This window comes from Fictibacillus sp. 7GRE50 (assembly GCF_015903875.1).
Taxonomy (GTDB): domain Bacteria; phylum Bacillota; class Bacilli; order Bacillales; family Fictibacillaceae; genus Fictibacillus; species Fictibacillus phosphorivorans.
The window spans coordinates 1-19,054 of record NZ_JACZDW010000008.1 but is presented as its reverse complement, the minus strand read 5'-3'; the positions used below and the strand labels follow the sequence as shown (position 1 = coordinate 19,054).

General features: G+C 38.9%; 25 protein-coding genes. 8 read left to right on the top strand and 17 right to left on the bottom strand.

The features are described from left to right. The first annotated feature begins 17 nt into the window (after positions 1 to 17). Both IHV12_RS20425 and IHV12_RS22965 read left to right on the top strand, forming a co-directional pair. Positions 18 to 335, top strand: coding sequence for a winged helix-turn-helix transcriptional regulator (locus IHV12_RS20425; protein WP_066243338.1), 318 nt, complete (start codon positions 18 to 20; stop codon positions 333 to 335). Positions 336 to 432: 97 nt separating this feature from the next. Then, the gene (locus tag IHV12_RS22965; protein WP_255552662.1) at positions 433 to 564 is read left to right on the top strand and encodes a hypothetical protein; all 132 of its coding nucleotides are present in this window, start codon (positions 433 to 435) and stop codon (positions 562 to 564) included. 14 nt (positions 565 to 578) lie between these two features. On the opposite strand, the gene IHV12_RS20420 is transcribed toward IHV12_RS22965, so the two are convergent. Both IHV12_RS20420 and IHV12_RS20415 read right to left on the bottom strand, forming a co-directional pair. After that, entirely contained in the window at positions 579 to 1,424 is an 846-nt protein-coding gene (locus IHV12_RS20420) for a YfkD famly protein (RefSeq protein ID WP_197134002.1), read from the bottom strand. A 122-nt stretch (positions 1,425 to 1,546) separates the two neighbouring features. Beyond that, complete coding sequence (locus IHV12_RS20415; protein ID WP_197192110.1) at positions 1,547 to 1,930, bottom strand: OsmC family protein; 384 nt, start codon at positions 1,928 to 1,930, stop codon at positions 1,547 to 1,549. 91 nt (positions 1,931 to 2,021) lie between these two features. Here IHV12_RS20415 and IHV12_RS20410 point away from each other — a divergent pair, with 91 nt between their 5' ends. Together IHV12_RS20410 and IHV12_RS20405 are read left to right on the top strand one after the other, a co-directional pair. Next, a complete protein-coding gene (locus IHV12_RS20410; protein ID WP_231620824.1) occupies positions 2,022 to 3,200 on the top strand; it encodes an MFS transporter in 1,179 nt (392 codons plus the stop codon). Between the two features lie 122 nt (positions 3,201 to 3,322). Then, complete coding sequence (locus tag IHV12_RS20405; RefSeq protein ID WP_197134137.1) at positions 3,323 to 3,772, top strand: redoxin domain-containing protein; 450 nt, start codon at positions 3,323 to 3,325, stop codon at positions 3,770 to 3,772. 74 nt (positions 3,773 to 3,846) lie between these two features. Here the strand turns inward: IHV12_RS20405 and IHV12_RS20400 are convergent, their stop codons facing one another. Together IHV12_RS20400 and IHV12_RS20395 are read right to left on the bottom strand one after the other, a co-directional pair. Continuing rightward, positions 3,847 to 4,293, bottom strand: a complete 447-nt coding sequence (locus IHV12_RS20400) for a VanZ family protein (protein ID WP_197192108.1) — start codon at positions 4,291 to 4,293, stop codon at positions 3,847 to 3,849. Between the two features lie 378 nt (positions 4,294 to 4,671). Next, positions 4,672 to 5,520: a YihY/virulence factor BrkB family protein gene (locus IHV12_RS20395; RefSeq protein WP_197134135.1), complete on the bottom strand. Its 849-nt coding sequence runs from the start codon at positions 5,518 to 5,520 to the stop codon at positions 4,672 to 4,674. Positions 5,521 to 5,708: 188 nt separating this feature from the next. On the opposite strand from IHV12_RS20395, the gene IHV12_RS20390 reads away from it, so the two are divergent. Beyond that, a complete protein-coding gene (locus IHV12_RS20390; RefSeq protein ID WP_137791560.1) occupies positions 5,709 to 5,963 on the top strand; it encodes a GlsB/YeaQ/YmgE family stress response membrane protein in 255 nt (84 codons plus the stop codon). A gap of 203 nt (positions 5,964 to 6,166) precedes the next feature. Here the strand turns inward: IHV12_RS20390 and IHV12_RS20385 are convergent, their stop codons facing one another. The 8 genes from IHV12_RS20385 to IHV12_RS20350 form a co-directional block, all read right to left on the bottom strand. Continuing rightward, positions 6,167 to 6,592 (bottom strand): GNAT family N-acetyltransferase, encoded by a 426-nt coding sequence (locus tag IHV12_RS20385; protein WP_197192107.1) that lies wholly within the window; start codon positions 6,590 to 6,592, stop codon positions 6,167 to 6,169. A 15-nt stretch (positions 6,593 to 6,607) separates the two neighbouring features. Then, on the bottom strand, positions 6,608 to 7,078 hold the full coding sequence (locus IHV12_RS20380) for a low molecular weight protein-tyrosine-phosphatase (protein WP_197192106.1): 471 nt from the start codon (positions 7,076 to 7,078) through the stop codon (positions 6,608 to 6,610). A 120-nt stretch (positions 7,079 to 7,198) separates the two neighbouring features. Further along, positions 7,199 to 7,369, bottom strand: coding sequence for a hypothetical protein (locus IHV12_RS20375; RefSeq protein ID WP_197133985.1), 171 nt, complete (start codon positions 7,367 to 7,369; stop codon positions 7,199 to 7,201). 146 nt (positions 7,370 to 7,515) lie between these two features. Continuing rightward, positions 7,516 to 8,223, bottom strand: coding sequence for an ABC transporter ATP-binding protein (locus IHV12_RS20370; protein WP_197192105.1), 708 nt, complete (start codon positions 8,221 to 8,223; stop codon positions 7,516 to 7,518). 11 nt (positions 8,224 to 8,234) lie between these two features. Further along, complete coding sequence (locus IHV12_RS20365) at positions 8,235 to 9,011, bottom strand: ABC transporter ATP-binding protein (RefSeq protein WP_197133979.1); 777 nt, start codon at positions 9,009 to 9,011, stop codon at positions 8,235 to 8,237. Positions 9,012 to 9,025: 14 nt separating this feature from the next. Next, positions 9,026 to 10,315, bottom strand: a complete 1,290-nt coding sequence (locus IHV12_RS20360) for a branched-chain amino acid ABC transporter permease (RefSeq protein WP_197192104.1) — start codon at positions 10,313 to 10,315, stop codon at positions 9,026 to 9,028. A 10-nt stretch (positions 10,316 to 10,325) separates the two neighbouring features. Beyond that, entirely contained in the window at positions 10,326 to 11,312 is a 987-nt protein-coding gene (locus tag IHV12_RS20355; RefSeq protein ID WP_197192103.1) for a branched-chain amino acid ABC transporter permease, read from the bottom strand. Positions 11,313 to 11,403: 91 nt separating this feature from the next. Next, positions 11,404 to 12,603, bottom strand: a complete 1,200-nt coding sequence (locus tag IHV12_RS20350) for a branched-chain amino acid ABC transporter substrate-binding protein (RefSeq protein ID WP_197133970.1) — start codon at positions 12,601 to 12,603, stop codon at positions 11,404 to 11,406. A 373-nt stretch (positions 12,604 to 12,976) separates the two neighbouring features. Between IHV12_RS20350 and IHV12_RS20345 the strand changes: the two genes are divergently transcribed. Both IHV12_RS20345 and IHV12_RS20340 read left to right on the top strand, forming a co-directional pair. Then, positions 12,977 to 13,180, top strand: a complete 204-nt coding sequence (locus IHV12_RS20345; RefSeq protein ID WP_197133967.1) for a helix-turn-helix transcriptional regulator — start codon at positions 12,977 to 12,979, stop codon at positions 13,178 to 13,180. Positions 13,181 to 13,182: 2 nt separating this feature from the next. After that, on the top strand, positions 13,183 to 13,608 hold the full coding sequence (locus IHV12_RS20340; RefSeq protein WP_197192102.1) for a hypothetical protein: 426 nt from the start codon (positions 13,183 to 13,185) through the stop codon (positions 13,606 to 13,608). A gap of 218 nt (positions 13,609 to 13,826) precedes the next feature. Here IHV12_RS20340 and IHV12_RS20335 read toward each other — a convergent pair whose 3' ends face one another. From IHV12_RS20335 to IHV12_RS20315, 5 genes are all read right to left on the bottom strand, one after another. Further along, positions 13,827 to 14,228: a secondary thiamine-phosphate synthase enzyme YjbQ gene (locus IHV12_RS20335; protein ID WP_197133961.1), complete on the bottom strand. Its 402-nt coding sequence runs from the start codon at positions 14,226 to 14,228 to the stop codon at positions 13,827 to 13,829. A gap of 135 nt (positions 14,229 to 14,363) precedes the next feature. Continuing rightward, entirely contained in the window at positions 14,364 to 15,425 is a 1,062-nt protein-coding gene (gene rsgA, locus IHV12_RS20330; protein WP_197192101.1) for a ribosome small subunit-dependent GTPase A, read from the bottom strand. A 578-nt stretch (positions 15,426 to 16,003) separates the two neighbouring features. Continuing rightward, positions 16,004 to 17,059, bottom strand: coding sequence for an SDR family oxidoreductase (locus IHV12_RS20325; RefSeq protein WP_197192100.1), 1,056 nt, complete (start codon positions 17,057 to 17,059; stop codon positions 16,004 to 16,006). A 130-nt stretch (positions 17,060 to 17,189) separates the two neighbouring features. Beyond that, positions 17,190 to 17,363: a hypothetical protein gene (locus IHV12_RS20320; RefSeq protein ID WP_197192099.1), complete on the bottom strand. Its 174-nt coding sequence runs from the start codon at positions 17,361 to 17,363 to the stop codon at positions 17,190 to 17,192. A gap of 2 nt (positions 17,364 to 17,365) precedes the next feature. Continuing rightward, complete coding sequence (locus tag IHV12_RS20315; protein ID WP_255552660.1) at positions 17,366 to 17,833, bottom strand: redoxin domain-containing protein; 468 nt, start codon at positions 17,831 to 17,833, stop codon at positions 17,366 to 17,368. Positions 17,834 to 18,303: 470 nt separating this feature from the next. Between IHV12_RS20315 and IHV12_RS20305 the strand changes: the two genes are divergently transcribed. Further along, complete coding sequence (locus tag IHV12_RS20305; protein ID WP_197192098.1) at positions 18,304 to 19,035, top strand: Bax inhibitor-1/YccA family protein; 732 nt, start codon at positions 18,304 to 18,306, stop codon at positions 19,033 to 19,035. Positions 19,036 to 19,054 lie beyond the last annotated feature (19 nt).

The window sequence follows — 19,054 nt, the reverse complement described above, 5'->3', positions numbered from 1 at the left end:
GATTGAGGTGAATGATAATGGATTATAGCACGATGTGTCCGAAGTACGAAGTAGCCATGGATATTATCGGCAAAAAATGGACAGGACTCATCATTCGCGTTTTGATGGATGGCCCTAAACGGTTTAAAGACATCAAGTCCCAGATTCCCGAAATGAGCGATCGTATGCTTACAGAACGGATGAAGGAATTAGAGTCTGTGGGAATTGTGAAACGTAACGTTTACCCAGAGACGCCTGTGCGAATTGAGTATTCACTGACGGATAAAGGTAATTCTTTAAAAACAATCATCAATGCCATTCAAGACTGGAGCGAACAATGGGTGGACCATTGTTAATTTTTTAAATGCTGAGAGATGGTACTTTTAAACCGTCCTCTTCATTGACAGTTGATTGAAGTGAAAGGTGCGAGACTCCTACGGGACGAGCGGTCAGGTGGAGACTCCTAATGGCGCAAAGCGGCAGGAGGCTCACCGTTCGCCCCGTGGAAAGCGAGCACCTGTAGCGGAAATCAACTACTTTCAAAGTACAACAAAGGTGAAGCAAAAAGAAAGGACAGCTGATTAAGGAGCTGTCCTTTTTTACATATTGCTTGTATGAAAACTGAATGATACGTGGTCTTGAACCGGAATCCAAGCACCAATTCCTTGCTGTGTAACGTTTTGAATGACGATCTCTCTCTTACCGCCTTTTAGAACGATATACACTTCTCCGTAAGTTACTCTTCCTCTTTCATTTACGGCTGGGACATAACTATTTAAATATCCTACCTGTTTCGGTGACACATGGTATACGTTTGATTTCTTTGTACCCGCACCAACAGCAGTTTGGAACGATAACGGCAGCTTCGATTTTTCTGCTGCTGTGATGAGCATCATCTTTTGAACGGCTTCACTATTAGGAATAGAAGCTGTCAGGCCACCACTCACTTTTTTATGAGCTGTTTGATTATAAGACAATTTCGCAACGGCTTTTGCACCCCTATTGTCTAAACGGTTCGTGTTAATCTGTTGATGTTCCCAGTTCACGGTCGTCTCTGTTGATTGATAAGACAGCGGCCATTGACCTAAGTAAATTTTTGCACGGTACCAAAAAGCTACTTTTGATCCATTGATTGTCGACTCATTCAATAATCGAATGAGATCCGGATTTGTGATTGGAACATCAGACGTTTTAAGCATTGCTTTTGCGAGCTTGCTCGGTTCTAAGTACGGAAGATCTTGTGCAGAGTTAGGATACGTGTTCTCTTTTGATATGCTAAGAACAGAACTCGGTACTTTTATATCTGCCTTTGGAGCAGTCTTTTCTATTTTTTCTGCTTGTTTTTGTTTTTGTTCTGGCTGTTGTTTTGTTTTTTCAGCTGCTAGCGCTGTATTGGATAACACAAAAAGCATGACAAATAACATAATAAAAATTCTCTTTTTCATAACATCCTCCTTTCCCCTATTTTTTTCTAACCCACAAAATTTATCCACGTTCCTTACTTTGTTTCGTACGGGTATTGTTGGAAAATAAAAAAACCTGATTCACTAAAGAACCAGGGTATTATTCAAGCTTGAATGGTGAAACTTTCGGTGATTTTTATACTATCTTTAACGGACTGGACCATGGAGCAATTTTTTCGAGTTACATGTAATGCTTTTTCAACCTTTTCCTCAGACAAATTCTTACCTTTTATTATAAAGTGAAGATGAATTTCAGATACTCTGTTAGCCTCTTTTTCCACTCTAGTCTCTTTAGCTTGAACAGTAATATCTTCATAAGGCATTCTCATCCGCTCTAATACTTTACGTAGAACTCCACCACTGCATACGGCGATAGATGAAACGAGCAGTTGAAACGGCCGATAACCATACTCCGCGTTCCCGCTTATTTCGAGTGTTCCATATTCAACATCCGTTTCAAATCCATTTTCAGTCATTTTAAATTCCAAATTTACACACCTCTAATCTTGAACTTTACACTCAACTTTTTATGATTTCCATTGTACAATGGTTTTAGTTTGTTTTGAAAAGGAGATGCTCATGCAGCTTTCTACGTATAAATTCTCAGTTTTAGTCAGCATTGTTTTTATTTCAGGTTTCGCACAAGGCATGCTGCTTCCTTTAATTGCAGTCATTTTTGAACAGGACGGTACATCCGCTTCCTTAAACGGTTTTCATGCAACAGCTCTTTATATAGGGATCTTGATCGCTTCTCCATTTATTGAGAAGCCTCTTAGAAGGTTTGGGTATAAACCACTCATATTAGCTGGTCTGTTAGCTGTCGTACTCTGTTTTGCAATGTTTCCCGTCTGGAAAGTATTTTGGTTTTGGTTTGTATTAAGACTGTTGATCGGTATTGGAGATCATATGCTGCATTTCTCTACGCAAACTTGGATCACGACAAGTAGCCCTGAAAAAAAGAGAGGCAGAAATATCTCTATATATGGGATCGCGTTCGGAGCAGGATTTGGAATCGGACCTCTTATGACGAAGATGTTAGAAGTGAACGAAAACCTTCCTTTTTGGCTTGCTGCAGGTCTTTGTTTTCTTTCTTTTCTTCTAATGACATCGATACGCAACGAAAGACCTGAAACAGAATCTGCTCGTACTTCTGGCATTACTGCCATCGATCGCTATAAAGATGTACTGAAATTAGCATGGGTATCTTTGTTGCCGCCTTTTGGTTACGGCTTTTTAGAAGCAACTCTCCATGGCTCTTTTCCTGTTTTTGCACTTCGTAACGGGATAAGCTTAGATTGGGTAGCAGTTCTGCTTCCAGCCTTCGTGTTAGGCAGCCTTGTTTTCCAGCTGCCACTTGGAATTCTTAGTGATAAATTGGGGCGAAAACCAATTCTCATCTTTTCTTTCGTTTCCGGCTTCTTCTCGTTTTTGGCAACATATTGGAGCATGAATAACTTTTGGCTTCTTATCAGTTTGTTCTTTTTATCTGGAATGTTTGTCGGATCGATGTTCTCTCTAGGGATCGCGTATATGAGTGATCTACTTCCTAAATATCACCTACCAGCAGGTAATATCTTAGCAGGCATCAGCTTTAGCATAGGCAGCATGTCTGGTCCTATGATCGGCGGAAGCTTCATAAGCTGGTTCGATGGCGGTGCTTTTGTATTTGCCATCTGCGGTATGTTATTTGTACTCTGCTTACCGATTCTTTTTATTAAAAATAAACATGAGATCGCGCTTAAGTCTAAAACAGCTTAGAAATAATATTTTTCTTTTTACACCATATTAGTAAAGCAGGAATTTTGACTTTAGTTTTTCAATCTTTAAACTAGAAATTAGATAACTTAACCATCTTCAAAACAAGGAGTAGATTTTTTATGATGAGATTACGTTCGGATATGCCAGAACTTACTGGTGCTACACAATGGATTAATGGAGAAGTTTCTAAAAGTGACTTGATTGGAAATAAACCAACACTTATTCATTTTTGGTCTGTAAGCTGCGGATTATGTAAGGATGCAATGCCTAACATTAATCAATTCCGCGATGACTATAAAGACGAACTGAACGTTATAGCGGTTCATATGCCTCGTTCAGAAAAAGATTTGGATATCGATCAAATTAAAGAAGTAGCAGCAGAACACGATATTACACAGCCCATCTTCGTTGATAACGACCACGCTCTAACAGACGCGTTTGAAAATGAATACGTACCTGCTTATTATGTTTTTGATGCAGAAGGAAAGCTTCGTCATTACCAAGCTGGTGGGGACGGTATGAAGATGCTGACAAAGCGTGTTAACCGTGTACTAGGTAAAGAAACAAAGTAAGTATACAAAAACCGGACAGCTATATTCGCTGTCCGGTTTCTTTTATCTTATAAAATTCTTGCTTTAGAGACGCTTTATTTTAGCAATCGTTCAATCCAACGAAAGAGCACCGCTAAGAACTTATATAAAAACAGTCCTAGCATAGCACCGATACCGTTAAGAAATATATCATCAATATCAAAGATTCGTTTAAAATACTCATATTGTAGAACTTCTATAATAAAACTTGTACCAAAACCAAAAATGAAAATAAAACGCCATGAGTTAAACACTCGGTAAATTAAAGGCAGCAACAAACCAAATGGTACAAACAAAATAACATTTCCTATTATGTTCTTCAGAATGAGCCAATCATCATCGCTTCTCCACATCAGCCTTATACTGTCAAACAAAACGAGATTAGCTGATCTTCCATAAACGTACTCATTAAATGAGAAAAGAGTGGCTTTAATCAAAACTGCCATGTACACGATAAAAAGAAGTGTACCTAAAATGCTAAAGATGAATCTTACTTTTTTCATACTGCCTTTTCTCCTGCCTTTTTTAAAGAAATTCCCATAAGTTCCTTTTTAGTGTAACACGCAAAGCTCTTAAGGAGATACAGGTAAAAGACACAAACTTTCTCCCATTACCTATACACATTTCGCATAGTTCAATCAAAACATGTACTTCTTATGCACTTTTTCACTGCCGTTTCTAAACAAATAAAAAAGCCGCCCTGCTAAGAGGACAGCTTTATACTTGTTCGTGTTCGATTAATGAAAGTCATTCTTTTTGTTAGAAGACTTACTCGTCTTGTGCTGACTATCATTTTTGTTGTTCTTATTGTTGTGGGTCTGTTTATTGCTTTTTCCCATATCAATAATACCTCCTTAACGACAAGGTATGTATAGTTTCCCCTAGGATTCAGCCTTTAACAAGCCCCTTTTCTTGGCAAAATCAATCTTAAACTTATGGAATGTGGCATTAAGGACTCCACCTGATAAAAGTACGATGCCTGTAAGATAAAACCAAAGCATAAGAACAATAATCGCTCCAATACTTCCATAGGTAGCTGTATAATTTCCAAAATGATCCACATAAAATGCGAAACCGAACGAAACGATCTGCCAAAAGAATGTAGCAACAAGTGAACCGTACCAGATCTCACTATATTTTAGTTTTTTGCATGGAGCTAAATAATAAAGAACAGATACAACTGTCGAGATGATAAGAAAACTAATCAACCACCGTAACACTCCCCAGATTTGCAGGAACTCATCACTCAACCCTAAATAAGAAAACGCTGCGTTCCCAAGCATCTTTCCGAATACAGGAAAAACAAGTGCAACTACAAAAGCAAAAATAACACCAAACGTTAAGAAAATAGCCAACAACCTTGTTTTAATGAAACTACGGCATTCTTTAACTCCGTATGCTTCATTTAACGTCTTAATTACTGCATTTATCGCATTAGAAGCTGACCATATCGTAGCTAGAATTCCAATAGATAAGAGACCACCGCTTCTGCCTTCTAATACAGCAAGTAAATTCTCCCGAACAGAATCCATCGCCTCTGTTGGTACAAAATGCTCTAACAGATCGAGCGCTTCTTTCGGTTCTATAAAAAAGGCACCGAGCGTTAATAAGAAGATAAGAAAAGGGAACAGGGAAAGCAGAAAATAATAAGCAAGCTGTGCTGCAAGTCCTGTAACATCTCCTCTTTGAAAACCATGCATGAATTCAATTCCAAATGCTTTGGCTTTCATATGTTTGAGTATATGCCATAACGTCAAAGTTCCTCTCACCCCTTACTTATTTTTATACATTTCCCTTTATCTTTCCCCTTACTTAGGGTGATAAAAACTTTTTTCAGGATAAGTTTATAATTTTTTATAATGGGTAACTTAAGAATAATTCCATATTACAACCTACAAAAAAAAAGGAGGAATTTTACATGAGTTTATTATGGGCACTTATAATTGGAGGAATCATCGGTTGGTTAGCAGGTCTTTTAACAGGGCGTGACGTACCAGGCGGAATCATCGGTAACATCATCGCAGGTTTTGTTGGTGCATGGTTAGGTGGATTATTATTAGGTGATTGGGGGCCAATGGTAGCAGGATTCGCAATCGTTCCAGCTATTATCGGTGCAGTTGTAGTAGTACTTATCGTAAGCTTCATCATGCGCAGTATGCGTAGCCGCGCTTAATAAGATTTACTAAAACATAACCTATTTCAAAAAGAAAAGCTGGCCAAGGTCGATCATAACATGATCTTCCTTGGCCAGCTTTTTACTTTGCTACAATAGTTATGCAATTCATTTAGGTTGCATAAGGATTCCCGTTCGTTTAGTCGAGATTATAGCGCTGATTAATGCTCTTACGTCAATATTTAAATCCATGCTCAGCTACTTTAAAATCTCTTTTTAAACACATAGCTCGGCATCTCATAATTCATCTTATCTGTATAAAAACGGTGAGCGTCTTTACGGTCCACATTTGAACTCAGTGCAACACAATTACAGTTATTTTGAAGTGCAAAGGACTCCAAAAATCCAAGAAGTTCCTCACCATATCCTTTTGATCTTTCGTTTGAATCAGTGATTAGATCGTACAAATAAATATGCTTGCCGTCGTAAAGGTTTGTCAGCATCGCAAAACCGGCCACAGCAACAATTTTACCTTCATGGACATTGGCGAATAACGTATAACCTTCTTTCTCCATCTGCAAAAATAATTCATAGAAAAGGTCTTCTGAAAGATGTGTACGAAGCTGATTCATAACTGGAAAAGCATTGCGTACTTCTTGTTCTGATGATAATTGACGAATTTCACCCATCCGATGTCCTCCTGATTATAACGATTCTCTATTTTTTATTTCGATTAGAAGCCTCTCACAGCCGATTGTCACAAGATCATATACTTCTTGAAAGTTACCTGTAAAGTATGGATCTGGTACATCCTCTTTTTCAACTTCAGGTACAAAGTCCATTAGTCTTGCGATCATACCTGTTTGGGTTTGCCCCGCCATCCTATGCATGTTACCGATATTCTCAGCGTCCATCCCGATGATATAATCGTAGTCTGTTAAATCTTTTGTCTTAACTTGCCGTGCTTTTTGGCCTTCATAGGATATTTGGTTTTCTTTCAAGATGTTTCTTGTTCCCTCATGCGGCGGTTCACCTGCATGCCAGTTTCCTGTTCCAGCAGAATCAATCAAAATGATTTCAGATAAGCCTTCTCGTTTTACAAGATCTCGAAAAATTGCCTCCGCCATAGGAGATCGACATATGTTTCCTAAGCATACAAAGAGTACTTTAATCATGAATCATACCCCTTTCGTCTTCCTTTTAAAGGTATAACAATTTCATCCAATAATAAAGAGGAAATATACATAAAAAGAAAACCGAGCTTCTACCAAACCCGGTTTCATTTGTTCTGTAAACTATGCTGTTGAATTTACAATAGATTGTTTCGAAAAGCTGCTTGCCCTCGGAACACGAGCATCCTGTGACGGATCGAAATCACTAAGTACTTTGGTATGAACTGGTCTTTTTGTGAAGTTCTTCTTAACTGTCTTTTCTTTCACTTCACTGACTAGTTGATTGGAGTGCAAGATGGGAGACTCCTACGGGACGAGCGGTCAGGTGGAGACTCCTAATGGCGCAAAGCGGCAGGAGGCTCACCGCACGCCCCGTGGAAAGCGAGCATCTGGAACGCAAATCAACTGCTTACAAAGCATCGTTTGCTATAACCGTCTAGTTAAGCCAGATAAGCCTCTCGAACAGACTCATTTGTAATGAGCTCATTCCCTTGACCAGCCATCACGATCTCTCCAGTCTGAAGCACATACCCTCGATTGGCGATTTGCAGAGCCTGAAATGCGTTTTGTTCAACGAGAAGAATCGTCATTCCTTCTTTATTGAGATCACTTATAATATCAAAAATTTGTTCTACAATAACAGGGGCTAATCCCATTGAAGGTTCATCAAGCAGCAATAGACGCGGCTTGGACATAAGGGCACGACCCATGGCGAGCATCTGCTGCTCACCGCCACTCATCGTACCTCCTTTTTGGGTTAAACGTTCTCTCAACCTTGGAAAATAGTCGAAGACCTGTTCCATTCGTTCCTTGATGACTTTTTTGTCTTTTACGATAAAAGCACCCATCTCTAAATTCTCTTTTACCGAAAGTCTTGGAAATATCCTTCTTCCTTCAGGAACGTGGGCAATACCCGTTTGAGCAGTAATGTGTGCAGGTTGTTTAGAGATATCCTTTCCTTCATAGATAACAGAACCTGTTTTCGGTAGAACCTGTCCGCTGATCGTCTTTAATGTTGTGGATTTCCCTGCACCGTTTGATCCGATTAATGTAACGATTTCCCCTTTTTCTACAGAAATGCTGATACCTTTTAGCGCATGAATACCACCGTAATATGTGTTAATATCTTTTAATTGCAGAATACTCATCGTTCTCCTCCTTACGCTGGTGTTACGGCACTTTTTCCAAGATAAGCTTCAATCACTTTTACATCATTACGGATTTCAGCAGGCTTTCCTTCAGCGATCTTTTCACCATGATCCAATACAAAGATCTGTTCAGATATCTCCATGACTAGCTTCATATCATGTTCGATCAAAACGATTGTTACGTCTAGGTCCTCTCTCATACGATGGATAAACTCCGTTAACTCACGCGTTTCTCTCGGGTTCATCCCTGCTGCAGGTTCATCTAGCAGCAAGAGTTTAGGTTTCGTAGCCAGTGCACGCGCAATCTCTAGCCTACGCTGAGCTCCATAAGATAGATTCTGAGCATCTTCGTTCAGATGCTTGGCAAGGCCGACATATTCAAGCCAATGGTAAGCCTCTTCTTTTGCCAGCTGTTCTTCTTCTCTTACTTTTTTTGTTTGAAACAGAGTACCAACGATTCCCGCTTTCAACTGTTTATGCAACCCTACCATTACATTCTCGAGAACGGTAATGTTTGAAAAAAGACGAATGTTTTGGAACGTACGAGCAATTCCGTGCCGGGAAATCTCGTGTGGCTTCAATCCAACTAAAGAAGTCGGTCCGAGTTGCACATTCCCATTATCCGGCTGGTATACCCCTGTGATTAGGTTAAAAAAGGTAGTCTTCCCTGCTCCGTTCGGTCCGATCACAGCTGTTATCGAACCTTTTTCCACTGTCATATCAACTGAATTTACAGCAACCAGTCCACCAAACTGTTTTGTAAGATTACTAACTGTTAAAATCGACATCTTTATACCGCCTCCTATGCCTGAAACCCTTTGTCAGGTTCAACCGTAATCTGTTCTTTTCTGTGCTTTTTAGACCCCTCTTTAAGAGACTCTTCATCAAACACAGGATTTTTAGATGGTATTAACCCTTGAGGGCGATAGATGGCAAATATGATTAAAATCGCGCCAAAGATAAATCGTTGCATTTTTGCTGGAGCAAGTGCTTCTGGAAAGCTGATCACACCGTCAAGACTCAATTGATTTAAGTAATTTGTTACCTCTGTTAGCACCTGTAGATTTAGTATGGTAATCACCGCTGCACCAAGGATTACACCTGGCACACTTCCCATGCCTCCTAAGATAACCATTACTAGGATGGTGATAGATTCTAGTAATGTAAAACTCGTCGGATCAACGAATGTTTGTTTCGCTGCAAAGACAACTCCCATCATTCCTGAAAAAGAAGCCCCGATTGCAAATGCTAAAAGCTTTGTACGCACAAGGTGGATACCCATTGATTGTGCAGCGATCTCGTTCTCTCTAACCGCTTTCCATGAGCGGCCGATTTTTGAGAACTCGAATCTTCTAACAGCTAGAATGACAAGAAACAAGATACCAAGAACGATATAGTAGAATTGGTTTGGATATACAAACTGATAACCGAAGATCTCTGGAGGTTTAACAGATGCTAATCCCATTGCTCCATTCGTGATATTCACAGGTTTATCTAGATTATTAAACACAATTCTAATGATCTCACCGAAACCAAGCGTAACGATCGCTAAGTAGTCTCCTTTTACACGAAGTACAGGGATACCTAATAAGACACCAAAAAGTGCAGCTACAAAGCAGCCTATTAAAATAAAGATCCAAAAGCTCTCCCCCGATAACGGGAACGTTCCGAATGGCATAAAGTTAGCAGCTTGTCCTGTTGCAAAGATTCCATACGTATATGCCCCGATTGCAAAGAAGGCCACGAACCCGAGGTCTAGTAAACCTGCTAAACCAACTACAATATTAAGTCCCAATGCCATCGCTACATAGATACCAACAACCGTAGCGACTTCCATGTAAGATTGATAACCTGGTCCAGTGCTTGATACAAAAGGTATTACGCCGATGAGGACGACCCCTGCGATCAACCATTTTAGCCGGTCTGGCAACTCTGTATAGTACAGAAGCAACAATGAGAACAACAGCAAGAGAAAAGCTGTTACAGATGCTTGAGCAAGATATAGGCTCAACGAGGTAATCAGTACATAAAGGACGAGCAGAATAATTTGTGCCAGCTTGTTGCCTTTTAGTTTACTTGTCAGCTTATTCATCGCTCTTCACCTACACTTTCTCAGTAACTGCTTTGCCGAACAGTCCTTCTGGTTTGAAAATTAATACGACAATTAGAATGGCGAACGCGAATACATCTTTATACTCTGCGCCGAAGATCCCACCCGTTAAGAGCTGCAGATTGGCAGCTGCGAACATCTCTAAAATCCCTAACATTAATCCTCCAGCCATAGCACCGCGTATATTTCCGATGCCTCCAAGAACAGCAGCTGTAAATGCTTTTAATCCTAGAATGAAGCCAATGTACGGATCAATCGTTCCATATTGCACAGCAAATAGAACACCTGTTGCTCCACCTAGAGCTGATCCGATAAAAAAGGTCAACGAGATTACTTTGTTCACATTGATAGACATAAGGGAAGCTGTTTCACGATCTTGAGCTACTGCTCTCATCGCCATGCCCCACTTCGTTTTATTAACGAAAAAGTCCAGGCCAATCATCATGATCACTACTGCAATGATTAAGATCAATGTAGATGTTTTAAAGAAAGCATCACTAAACGAAGAGGATATGCTAGAAAATTTTATGGAAAATTGCTCATTAAACATAGATGGACCTGTTAAGATATAATTTCCTCTTTTGTATTCCGTAATAAAACGTACGAGATCTTGCAGCAGGAACGATACACCGATCGCCGAGATCAACGTGATCAGTTTAGGCGAATTCCTGAGTGGTCTGTACGCCATCCGCTCTATCCCAACACCCATGAAACCGGTCAGGATCGACGTAACGACCAACACAAGAATTAAAGCAAGAATGGCAGGCATCGCCGCTAACCAGCCCATGCCTGTCATGAGAATCAGCATCGCAACTCCGATAAAAGCACCTGTCATAAAAATTTCACCGTGGGCGAAATTGATGAGCTCTAAAATCCCATAAACCATCGTATAACCAAGTGCAATAACTGCGTATATCGCACCAAGAGCAATACCATCTACAAGTACTTGAGGCAGACTTTGTAAAATTTCAGCTAACATAAATATTCCTCTCTTTCACGTCTGGGGAGTGTATGTAAAAAAGAAGAGGGACATGGCCGTTAGGGTCATTCCCTCTCTTGTAAACATAAGTTTACTTACTGATTTCGCCTTCTTGAACGCCTGGATATTTAGCTTCACTGAACTTGTAGATGTATACTTTTGCAAACTTGTTGTCTCCGATATCATCGAAACCAACCTTCGTAACAACACCTTGGAAATCTTGAATCTTACGAATTTCTTCTGCTACTTTCTCACGTGCCGGAAGGTCTCCGTCACTTCCTTCGATTGCTGCCTCAAGTCCTTTTAATAGAACACTCATAGAATCATAGCCATAAGCTGAATACGATTCTACGTTTTTGTTGAACTTCTCTTTGTATTTAGAAGAGAAATCTTTGCCTTCTGTTGATTTGCTCGCATCAGCTGCTACAGAAGTATAATAAACGTCTTTTACAGAATCTCCTGCGATCTCAACTAGAGTAGAGGAGTCCATACCATCTCCGCCCATGAATGGAATCTTAATTCCTTTGTCACGAGCTTGTCTGATCAACTGACCGCCTTCTGTGTATAATCCACCAAAGAAAACTAAATCAGGTTTCTTTGATAATACTTGTGTGAGTACACCGTTAAAGTCTTTCTCACCAACGGTAATTCCTTCGTAACCAAGAATTTCTGCTCCAGCTTCTTCAGCTGCCTCCTTAAATGCATCGGCAAGCCCTGTTCCGTAAGCTGTTTTGTCCTGGATAACGAAGATCTTTTTTGCTCCTAATTTATTGATCGCAAAGTCTGCACCTGCAGGACCTTGGAAATCATCACGTGCTACGATACGGTTCACTGTTTTAAGTCCTCGGTCCGTTACCTCTGTCGCAGTATTTGCTGGTGATACCATCGGGACTTTATATTTTTCATAAACTTCAGATGAAGGGATGGATACGCCTGAATTCAAGTGACCTACTACCCCAAGGATTGATTTATCTGATCCAATCAGCTGTGCGTTTGCTACACCTTTTTTAGGATCTGCTTGATCATCATACGGCTGAAGCTGGAGCTTGTACCCTAAGTCTTCAAACTTCTTCTTGTTTTCTTCCAACGCCAGTTGCGCACCAAGCTTAATAGATTCCCCAAGTGTTGCACTTCCGCCAGACAAAGGAGTTTGCGTTGCAATCTTGATTACTTTTCCGCTTCCTCCCCCTCCATTGCTTCCTTCTGAGCCACCAGAAGAATTACAACCTGCCAAAAGTCCTAGTGATAATGCGGAAACCGCTAATACTTTTAACCCTCTCTTAATCCCCACCTAAAATCCCCCTTGTTTGAATATTATGATAATTTCCACTATTTAAAAAAATAGTACATGAAGAAAAGGGATTAGACAACTAAATTTTTGGAAAAATAGAATTTTTATGTTAAATTTAAAAGTTTTCCCTATTATTCAACATATTTCTTTTTCATTCGATGCCTAGAACTTTAGTAGGAAATAAAAAAGGTTCACTGTTATATCCTCTAAATTAAATCCTTTAAATTAAAGACTTTGCCATTTCTACTGTTTCTTCACAAAAACTGACGAGGCAGAATAATTAAAAAAGGACTTTCACGGTGCACATGTAATATATATATTGAATAATGCAATATATATGTTACGATTTATTTGTAAGGAGGGATTATATCCTTTGGAAAACAAAGTTAAGATAGCTCGTATACAGGTTGATTTAACGCAACAACAGTTAGCTGAAAGAATAGGTGTTACTCGGCAAACAATTAGCTTGATAGAAAAAGGAAAATATAATCCAACATTAAAGTTATGTCTAGATATTTGCTATGCAGTTAATAAAACATTAGATGAAGTATTTTGGATAGAAAGGAAGAGTGATTAATAATGAAAAAAATAACAGATGAACGTTTAGTATTACAGAATTTAAAAAACATCCGCATTGCGTATATTATTCAAACAGTTGGTATTCTTGGAATTTTAGGATATGACTTAGTTACAAAAGGATTTGACGGAATGAGAGAAAATCCCCTATGGCTTGTATTTATATTAACCACAGCTATTTCCGCTTATTTATCAATGAGTATTAGTGCAGACCATGAAAGCAATAAAATTAACCCCCAAAAGAGTCTAAGTATTTCATTGGTTGTGATTGTTTTCATTTCAACTGTTGTCGGATTTTTTGTATCTCTTACTGATGGTTTTGATATAATTGATGGAGTAATTATGGGTGGAATTTTATTTATTTGCGGCTTTATTCCAATAGTCTATATCTATAGTCTAAGGAAAAAAAGACAAGATGCCGATGAATAGGACTTTTCACTAACAAGGGCTTTACTTGAATGACAGAAATAAAACAAGATGAAAAACGCTTGAAGAAATCTTCAAGCGTTTTTTTGTGCTACATTAACTGTAAATTGTATCGCTATCTCTATTGCTTTTTGTAATTGAAATAGGACTGTTCATTTTAATTTTCTTCACATTAACTGAACTACTTAGTTATATCAGTGAACCTTCTTTTATGGATATATTTATTTGTTCAAAATCTTCACATGATACTTTCGTGTCCGTGGACCATCAAACTCACAAAAGTAAATTCCTTGCCAAGTCCCTAAGAGAAGCTTGCCGTTTTGAATAAACACAACTTGCGAAGAACCAACAGTACTTGCTTTAAGATGTGAAGCGGAGTTGCCTTCAGCATGGCGATACTTCGGGTGTTCCCACGGATATACCTCATCCAGTCGCATAAGCATATCATGAACAACATCCGGATCTGCATTCTCGTTAATTGTTATTCCTGCTGTCGTATGCGGACAATATATGTACATCACACCATCGTTTACACGCTGCTCTTCTAGATAAGCCTCCAATGTACTCGTAATCTCATACATCTCATCTCTTTGATGCGTTTGTATCGTAAATACATGTGCCATCTTATCCCTCCTCAATCTTCTTATTTTGATGTTTCCCTATGAAAATCCTTTTTAATACTTGAAAGTTAATCGATCAGTATCAATAGGCAAAAAAAAGAGAGGAGTGGCCATGAAACCATTCCTCTTCTATTTCAATTATTTACGATGAACGCGCGTACGGTCACCAGCGAGTTTTTTCCACTTTGCTCTTTCGGCATTCGCTAACTTCTGATCTTCTTTGCGAGCGAAGTACGCTAATTCACGTTGAAGTTTTACATAACTGTTATAGCGGTCTTCTTTTAACTCACCTGTTTCAATCGCTTCTTGCACTTTGCACCCTGGTTCATTTTGATGGGTACAATCACGAAAACGGCATTGCTCCGCATATCCTTCAACATCCTGAAAGCTCTGGCTTAAGCTGTTGTCGCCTTCCCACAATTGAAGTTCTCTCATTCCCGGAGTATCGATTAAGATTCCACCACTATCAAGAACAAGCAGTTCACGATGTGTGGTCGTATGTTTTCCTTTTCCATCTTCTTCACGAATAACGTTTGTTTTCAATACCTCTGAGCCGAAAAGTTTGTTTGCAAGCGTCGATTTCCCAACACCGGATGAACCTAATAGAGCAACGGTTTCACCCTCTGTAATATATGCTGCAAGTTCATCAAGACCCGAACCAGTTTCTGCACTAACTGCAAATGTAGGAACACCAAACGCAATGGTTTCCACTTCATCTAAGAACTTTTGAACATCATCACAAAGATCCGCCTTGCTTAAAACGATAACAGGAGTCGCACCGCTTTCCCAAGCCATTAACAAATAGCGTTCGAGTCTACGAAGGTTGAAGGCCTGATTTAGAGCATTCACTAAAAAGACTGTATCTACGTTTGTCGCGACAATCTGTTCATCTGTTGTTAAGCCTGCTGCTTTTCGAGAAAACTTACTCTTGCGGGGCAGTATACCGTGAACGTAAGCTTTTCCTTCATGCGAAATAGCCTGAACAGCGACCCAATCTCCAACAGCCGGAAAATCATGACGCCCTGTTGCATTAAAGCGAATCTTCCCTGTGATCTCACCTAGTAATTCACCATGCTCCGTCAGAACACTATAAAGTCCTTTATGTTCTACACTAATTCTTCCTGGAACAAGATCTTGATTTTCATATGTTTTAAACGATTCTTCAAATGTTTGATTCCAACCTAGTGATTTTAAATTCAATGTAATACCCTCCGAATAAATGTTGTCATTTTTTTAGTCTTTTTTTCGCAAATTATGTCGCTTTTGAAAGTGTTGATTTCCGTTCCAGGTTGCTCGCTTTCCACGGGGCAGGCGGTGAGCCACATTCGAATGATTCACATTTAAGTGTCTCACCTGTCTAGTTGCAGTGGCTAGCCCGTAGGAGTCTCGCATCTTCCACTCCAATCAACTTTCAAAGATGTAAAGAGTTAAAAGCAACAATCCTTTAGCGTTTTACAAAATAAAATAGAAAAAGAACCTAAAGTTATACTTAGGTTCTTTACGGAAAGAAAGGTACACAAATACCCCTCTTCATATAAAAAACCATGGCACTGTTGTACAGCCCATGGTTAAATGACAAATTTAAGCGAAGAAATTACACGCAAATAAACTACTAGCGGTTCTTCATTGTCCCAATAGGCTGTACATAAATTACACTCTCTGAAGTCATTCCATTAAGTTGTCTCATGATACATACCTCCTTGGGTTTCATTAAGAATTAGTTACTTTACATATACACTATAGCAGGATATGCATAAATTGTAAATAGATGCATATTTTTATTTTTGAACAGAAGCATTCTGATACCCTTCAATGATTCGTTTGATCATAGGCATATCCATATGAAGGGGTGCAGCTTCTATTTCTTCTAGCATTTGTTGAGTGTTGCTGTCATCAAACGTAATGTTTCTGTTCAAGTAGTTTTTATAAACGTCAATCACGCTGTTGAGAAGCTTTTCTTCTTCATTTAAAGAAGGCTCGTAATCATAAGGAGCAAGCTTAAACAGCTGTAGTCCCGCTTTTTCCCTCATAACCTGAAAAACATCTGCACTAAGCGGCGGATTGTTATTTGTAATATGATAGATTTTTGTTTCTCTTCCCTTTTTTAGAACACCAGATAAAATATCTGCTACATAATCAACAGGAACAAGATTCTGCGTACTTCCTTCTTCACACAATAAGTGGAATACACGATCACCCATTCCTTTTCTTTGAAATCTCTTTTTAAAGACTTCAAGGCTACGGAGTAAACCATACAGGGTAAACTTAGAATCTGCTTCTCCTGTTTTAGAGTCGCCAATAATGATTGCCGGTCTTAAGATACTTACGTTAAAACGATCTGTAAACTCCATACATAGATGTTCAGCTTTACACTTACTTTCTTCATATGGATTGTTGAATGTATTGTTCAAACTGTGCAATTCTTCTTTAGCAGATTCGTCTTTGCCAAGAGTGTATGCTGTGCTTACATAATAAAAATGCGCAACCCCCATTTTTTTTGCAGCATGTAGTGCATGTTGTGTACCTGTATAATTTATTTGAAAAAGTTCATCTTTAAGGTCCAAGTCGAATTTCACAAGAGCAGCCATATGATAAAACACATCAATTTTATCTGAAAGTTCTTGCTCCGCTTCCTTCGTCATACCTAAGTGAGGAGCTGTGATATCCCCTTGTATGATATGAATAACGCCGTTCAAATCAGCTGTCTTGTGAAGAAGCTGCTCAGCTTTTTGTAAGTTTCGCGCTAACACATAAAGTGTATGACCTTCACGCGCCAAGTTTTGAATTAAGCGACCACCTAAAAAACCAGTTGCTCCGGTTAAAAATATATTCATTCAGCTGTTCCTTCCTATTCCTATATCAGCATACTTCTGCTTATATAGTACCACAACATTACTTGTATGTTGCCGGTTTCAAGAGATCTGCTAAATAAAGCCCAAAAATAAAAGCTGCTAAAAAGCAGCCTTATTTTTCATCATCGGGTTTAGCAATATTAACAGCGGGCATCTCACTATTCATATAATCAGTGGGATGGCCATCAGTTTGTTTTTTCTCGTCATAAAAATAAGCGTTGATCTCTTGTTCTGCATGAGCAGTCGGATCTTCAATGGGTTTATGATTCTTGCTTTCTTGGTCCATAGTTAATCTCCTTTTCCACATGTTTCACAAGCTTTAAATACTTCTTCATACTGAAGTTTTTCATTCGCATCAAACGAATGGTTGCTGAATTGAACAATGCCTTCTTGATCGATAACAAAACATGATCGAATGGCAGTTCCATTCTCTTCGTTAAGAACACCGAACTTCTGTGTTACTTTTTTATGCCAATCGGCTAAAAGAGGGTAAGGTAAGGTTCCTAAAGCTGCCGCAAAGACATTGTGTGAGTATATGTGATCAACACTGATCGCGAGCACTTCTGTATTTGCATCTTCAAAGCGTTTATAATCCTCTTTCCAAGAGGTAATTTCCTTAATTCAACCAGGTGTGAAATCTAGTGGATAAAAAGCCACAAGGACATTTTTCTTTCCTTTATAGTCTGACAATGAAATATCTTTTTTTAATGTGGATGGTAACGTAAAATCAGGTGCAACATCACCTTTTTGTAGCAACTATCCCACCTCCTTGCGTCTTTAAGAATATACTTCCCCTAACATATAAAAGAAAACGTTGGAATATATAGTTATTGTAAGGTGACGTGATGTCTAAAAGCTGAAGACTTATAAAACCCATTTCAAGACTTATAAATTTTTTTGAGGACGTATAAAAAAGTTTGGAGACTTATAAAATTTTCCGGGGACTTATAAAAAAATATTTCAGTACAAAAAAGCCAGGGACCGCGTACCCCTGACTTCATAATTACTATAATGTTTCCGTTTCTATTGTGATTTCACTGTTTTTTCAGTTGTATCTTCTAAAAAACAACTTCAACTGCCAAAATTGCGGCTTTAATAGCTGCATGTAGCTTTGCATTTTTAGAAGCGTGCTCAGCTGCTGATGAACGAATGACATATAATTTTCACGCATGAAACTTTGATGTTGCTTGCACGTACTTTAAGTATGGAAAGAAGGAGGAATTTTCATGAGAAGTGCGAATCCTGCATTAAAAGGCTCCACTTTTGACAAGTTCAGGGGGACGTCTTTTAGCAAGAAAATGACTTTATCAGGAACAGTAAACAAAACGTTTATTCTTCTGCTTATTTTAATGGCATCTGCAATATTTACTTGGTATCAATACAACTTAGGTAAACCTGTCAGTCATTTGATCGTGATCGGTTTGGTCGGAGGTCTTGTTACAGCATTAATCGTTGCATTTGTTCCTAAAACAGCACCATTACTTGCACCGGTATATGCTGCACTGGAAGGTCTAGCAGTTGGGGGAATATCAGCAAACTTCGAGGCTCAATTCAATGGCATTACATTGCAAGCAGTCGCTTTAACATTTGGAACGTTGTTCGCCTTACTGCTCGCATATATGTTTAGGATCATAAAAGTGACTCACAATTTCCGATTGATTGTTTTCTCAGCGACTATGGGAATCATGCTTGTTTATCTTACAAGCTTTATCTTAGGTTTTTTCGGAATGAGTGTACCTTATCTACACAGTACAGGTCCGATTGGGATTGGAATTTCCCTATTTATCGTAGTGATTGCTGCACTTAATTTAGTTTTGGATTTTGATTTCATTGAATATGGAGCAGATCGTGGGGCGCCTAAATACATGGAATGGTACGGTGCCTTCGGACTTATGGTTACGTTAATCTGGCTGTACTTTGAAATTTTACATCTGCTTGCTAAATTAAGAAGAAACTAAAAAAAGAGAAGCCTACAAA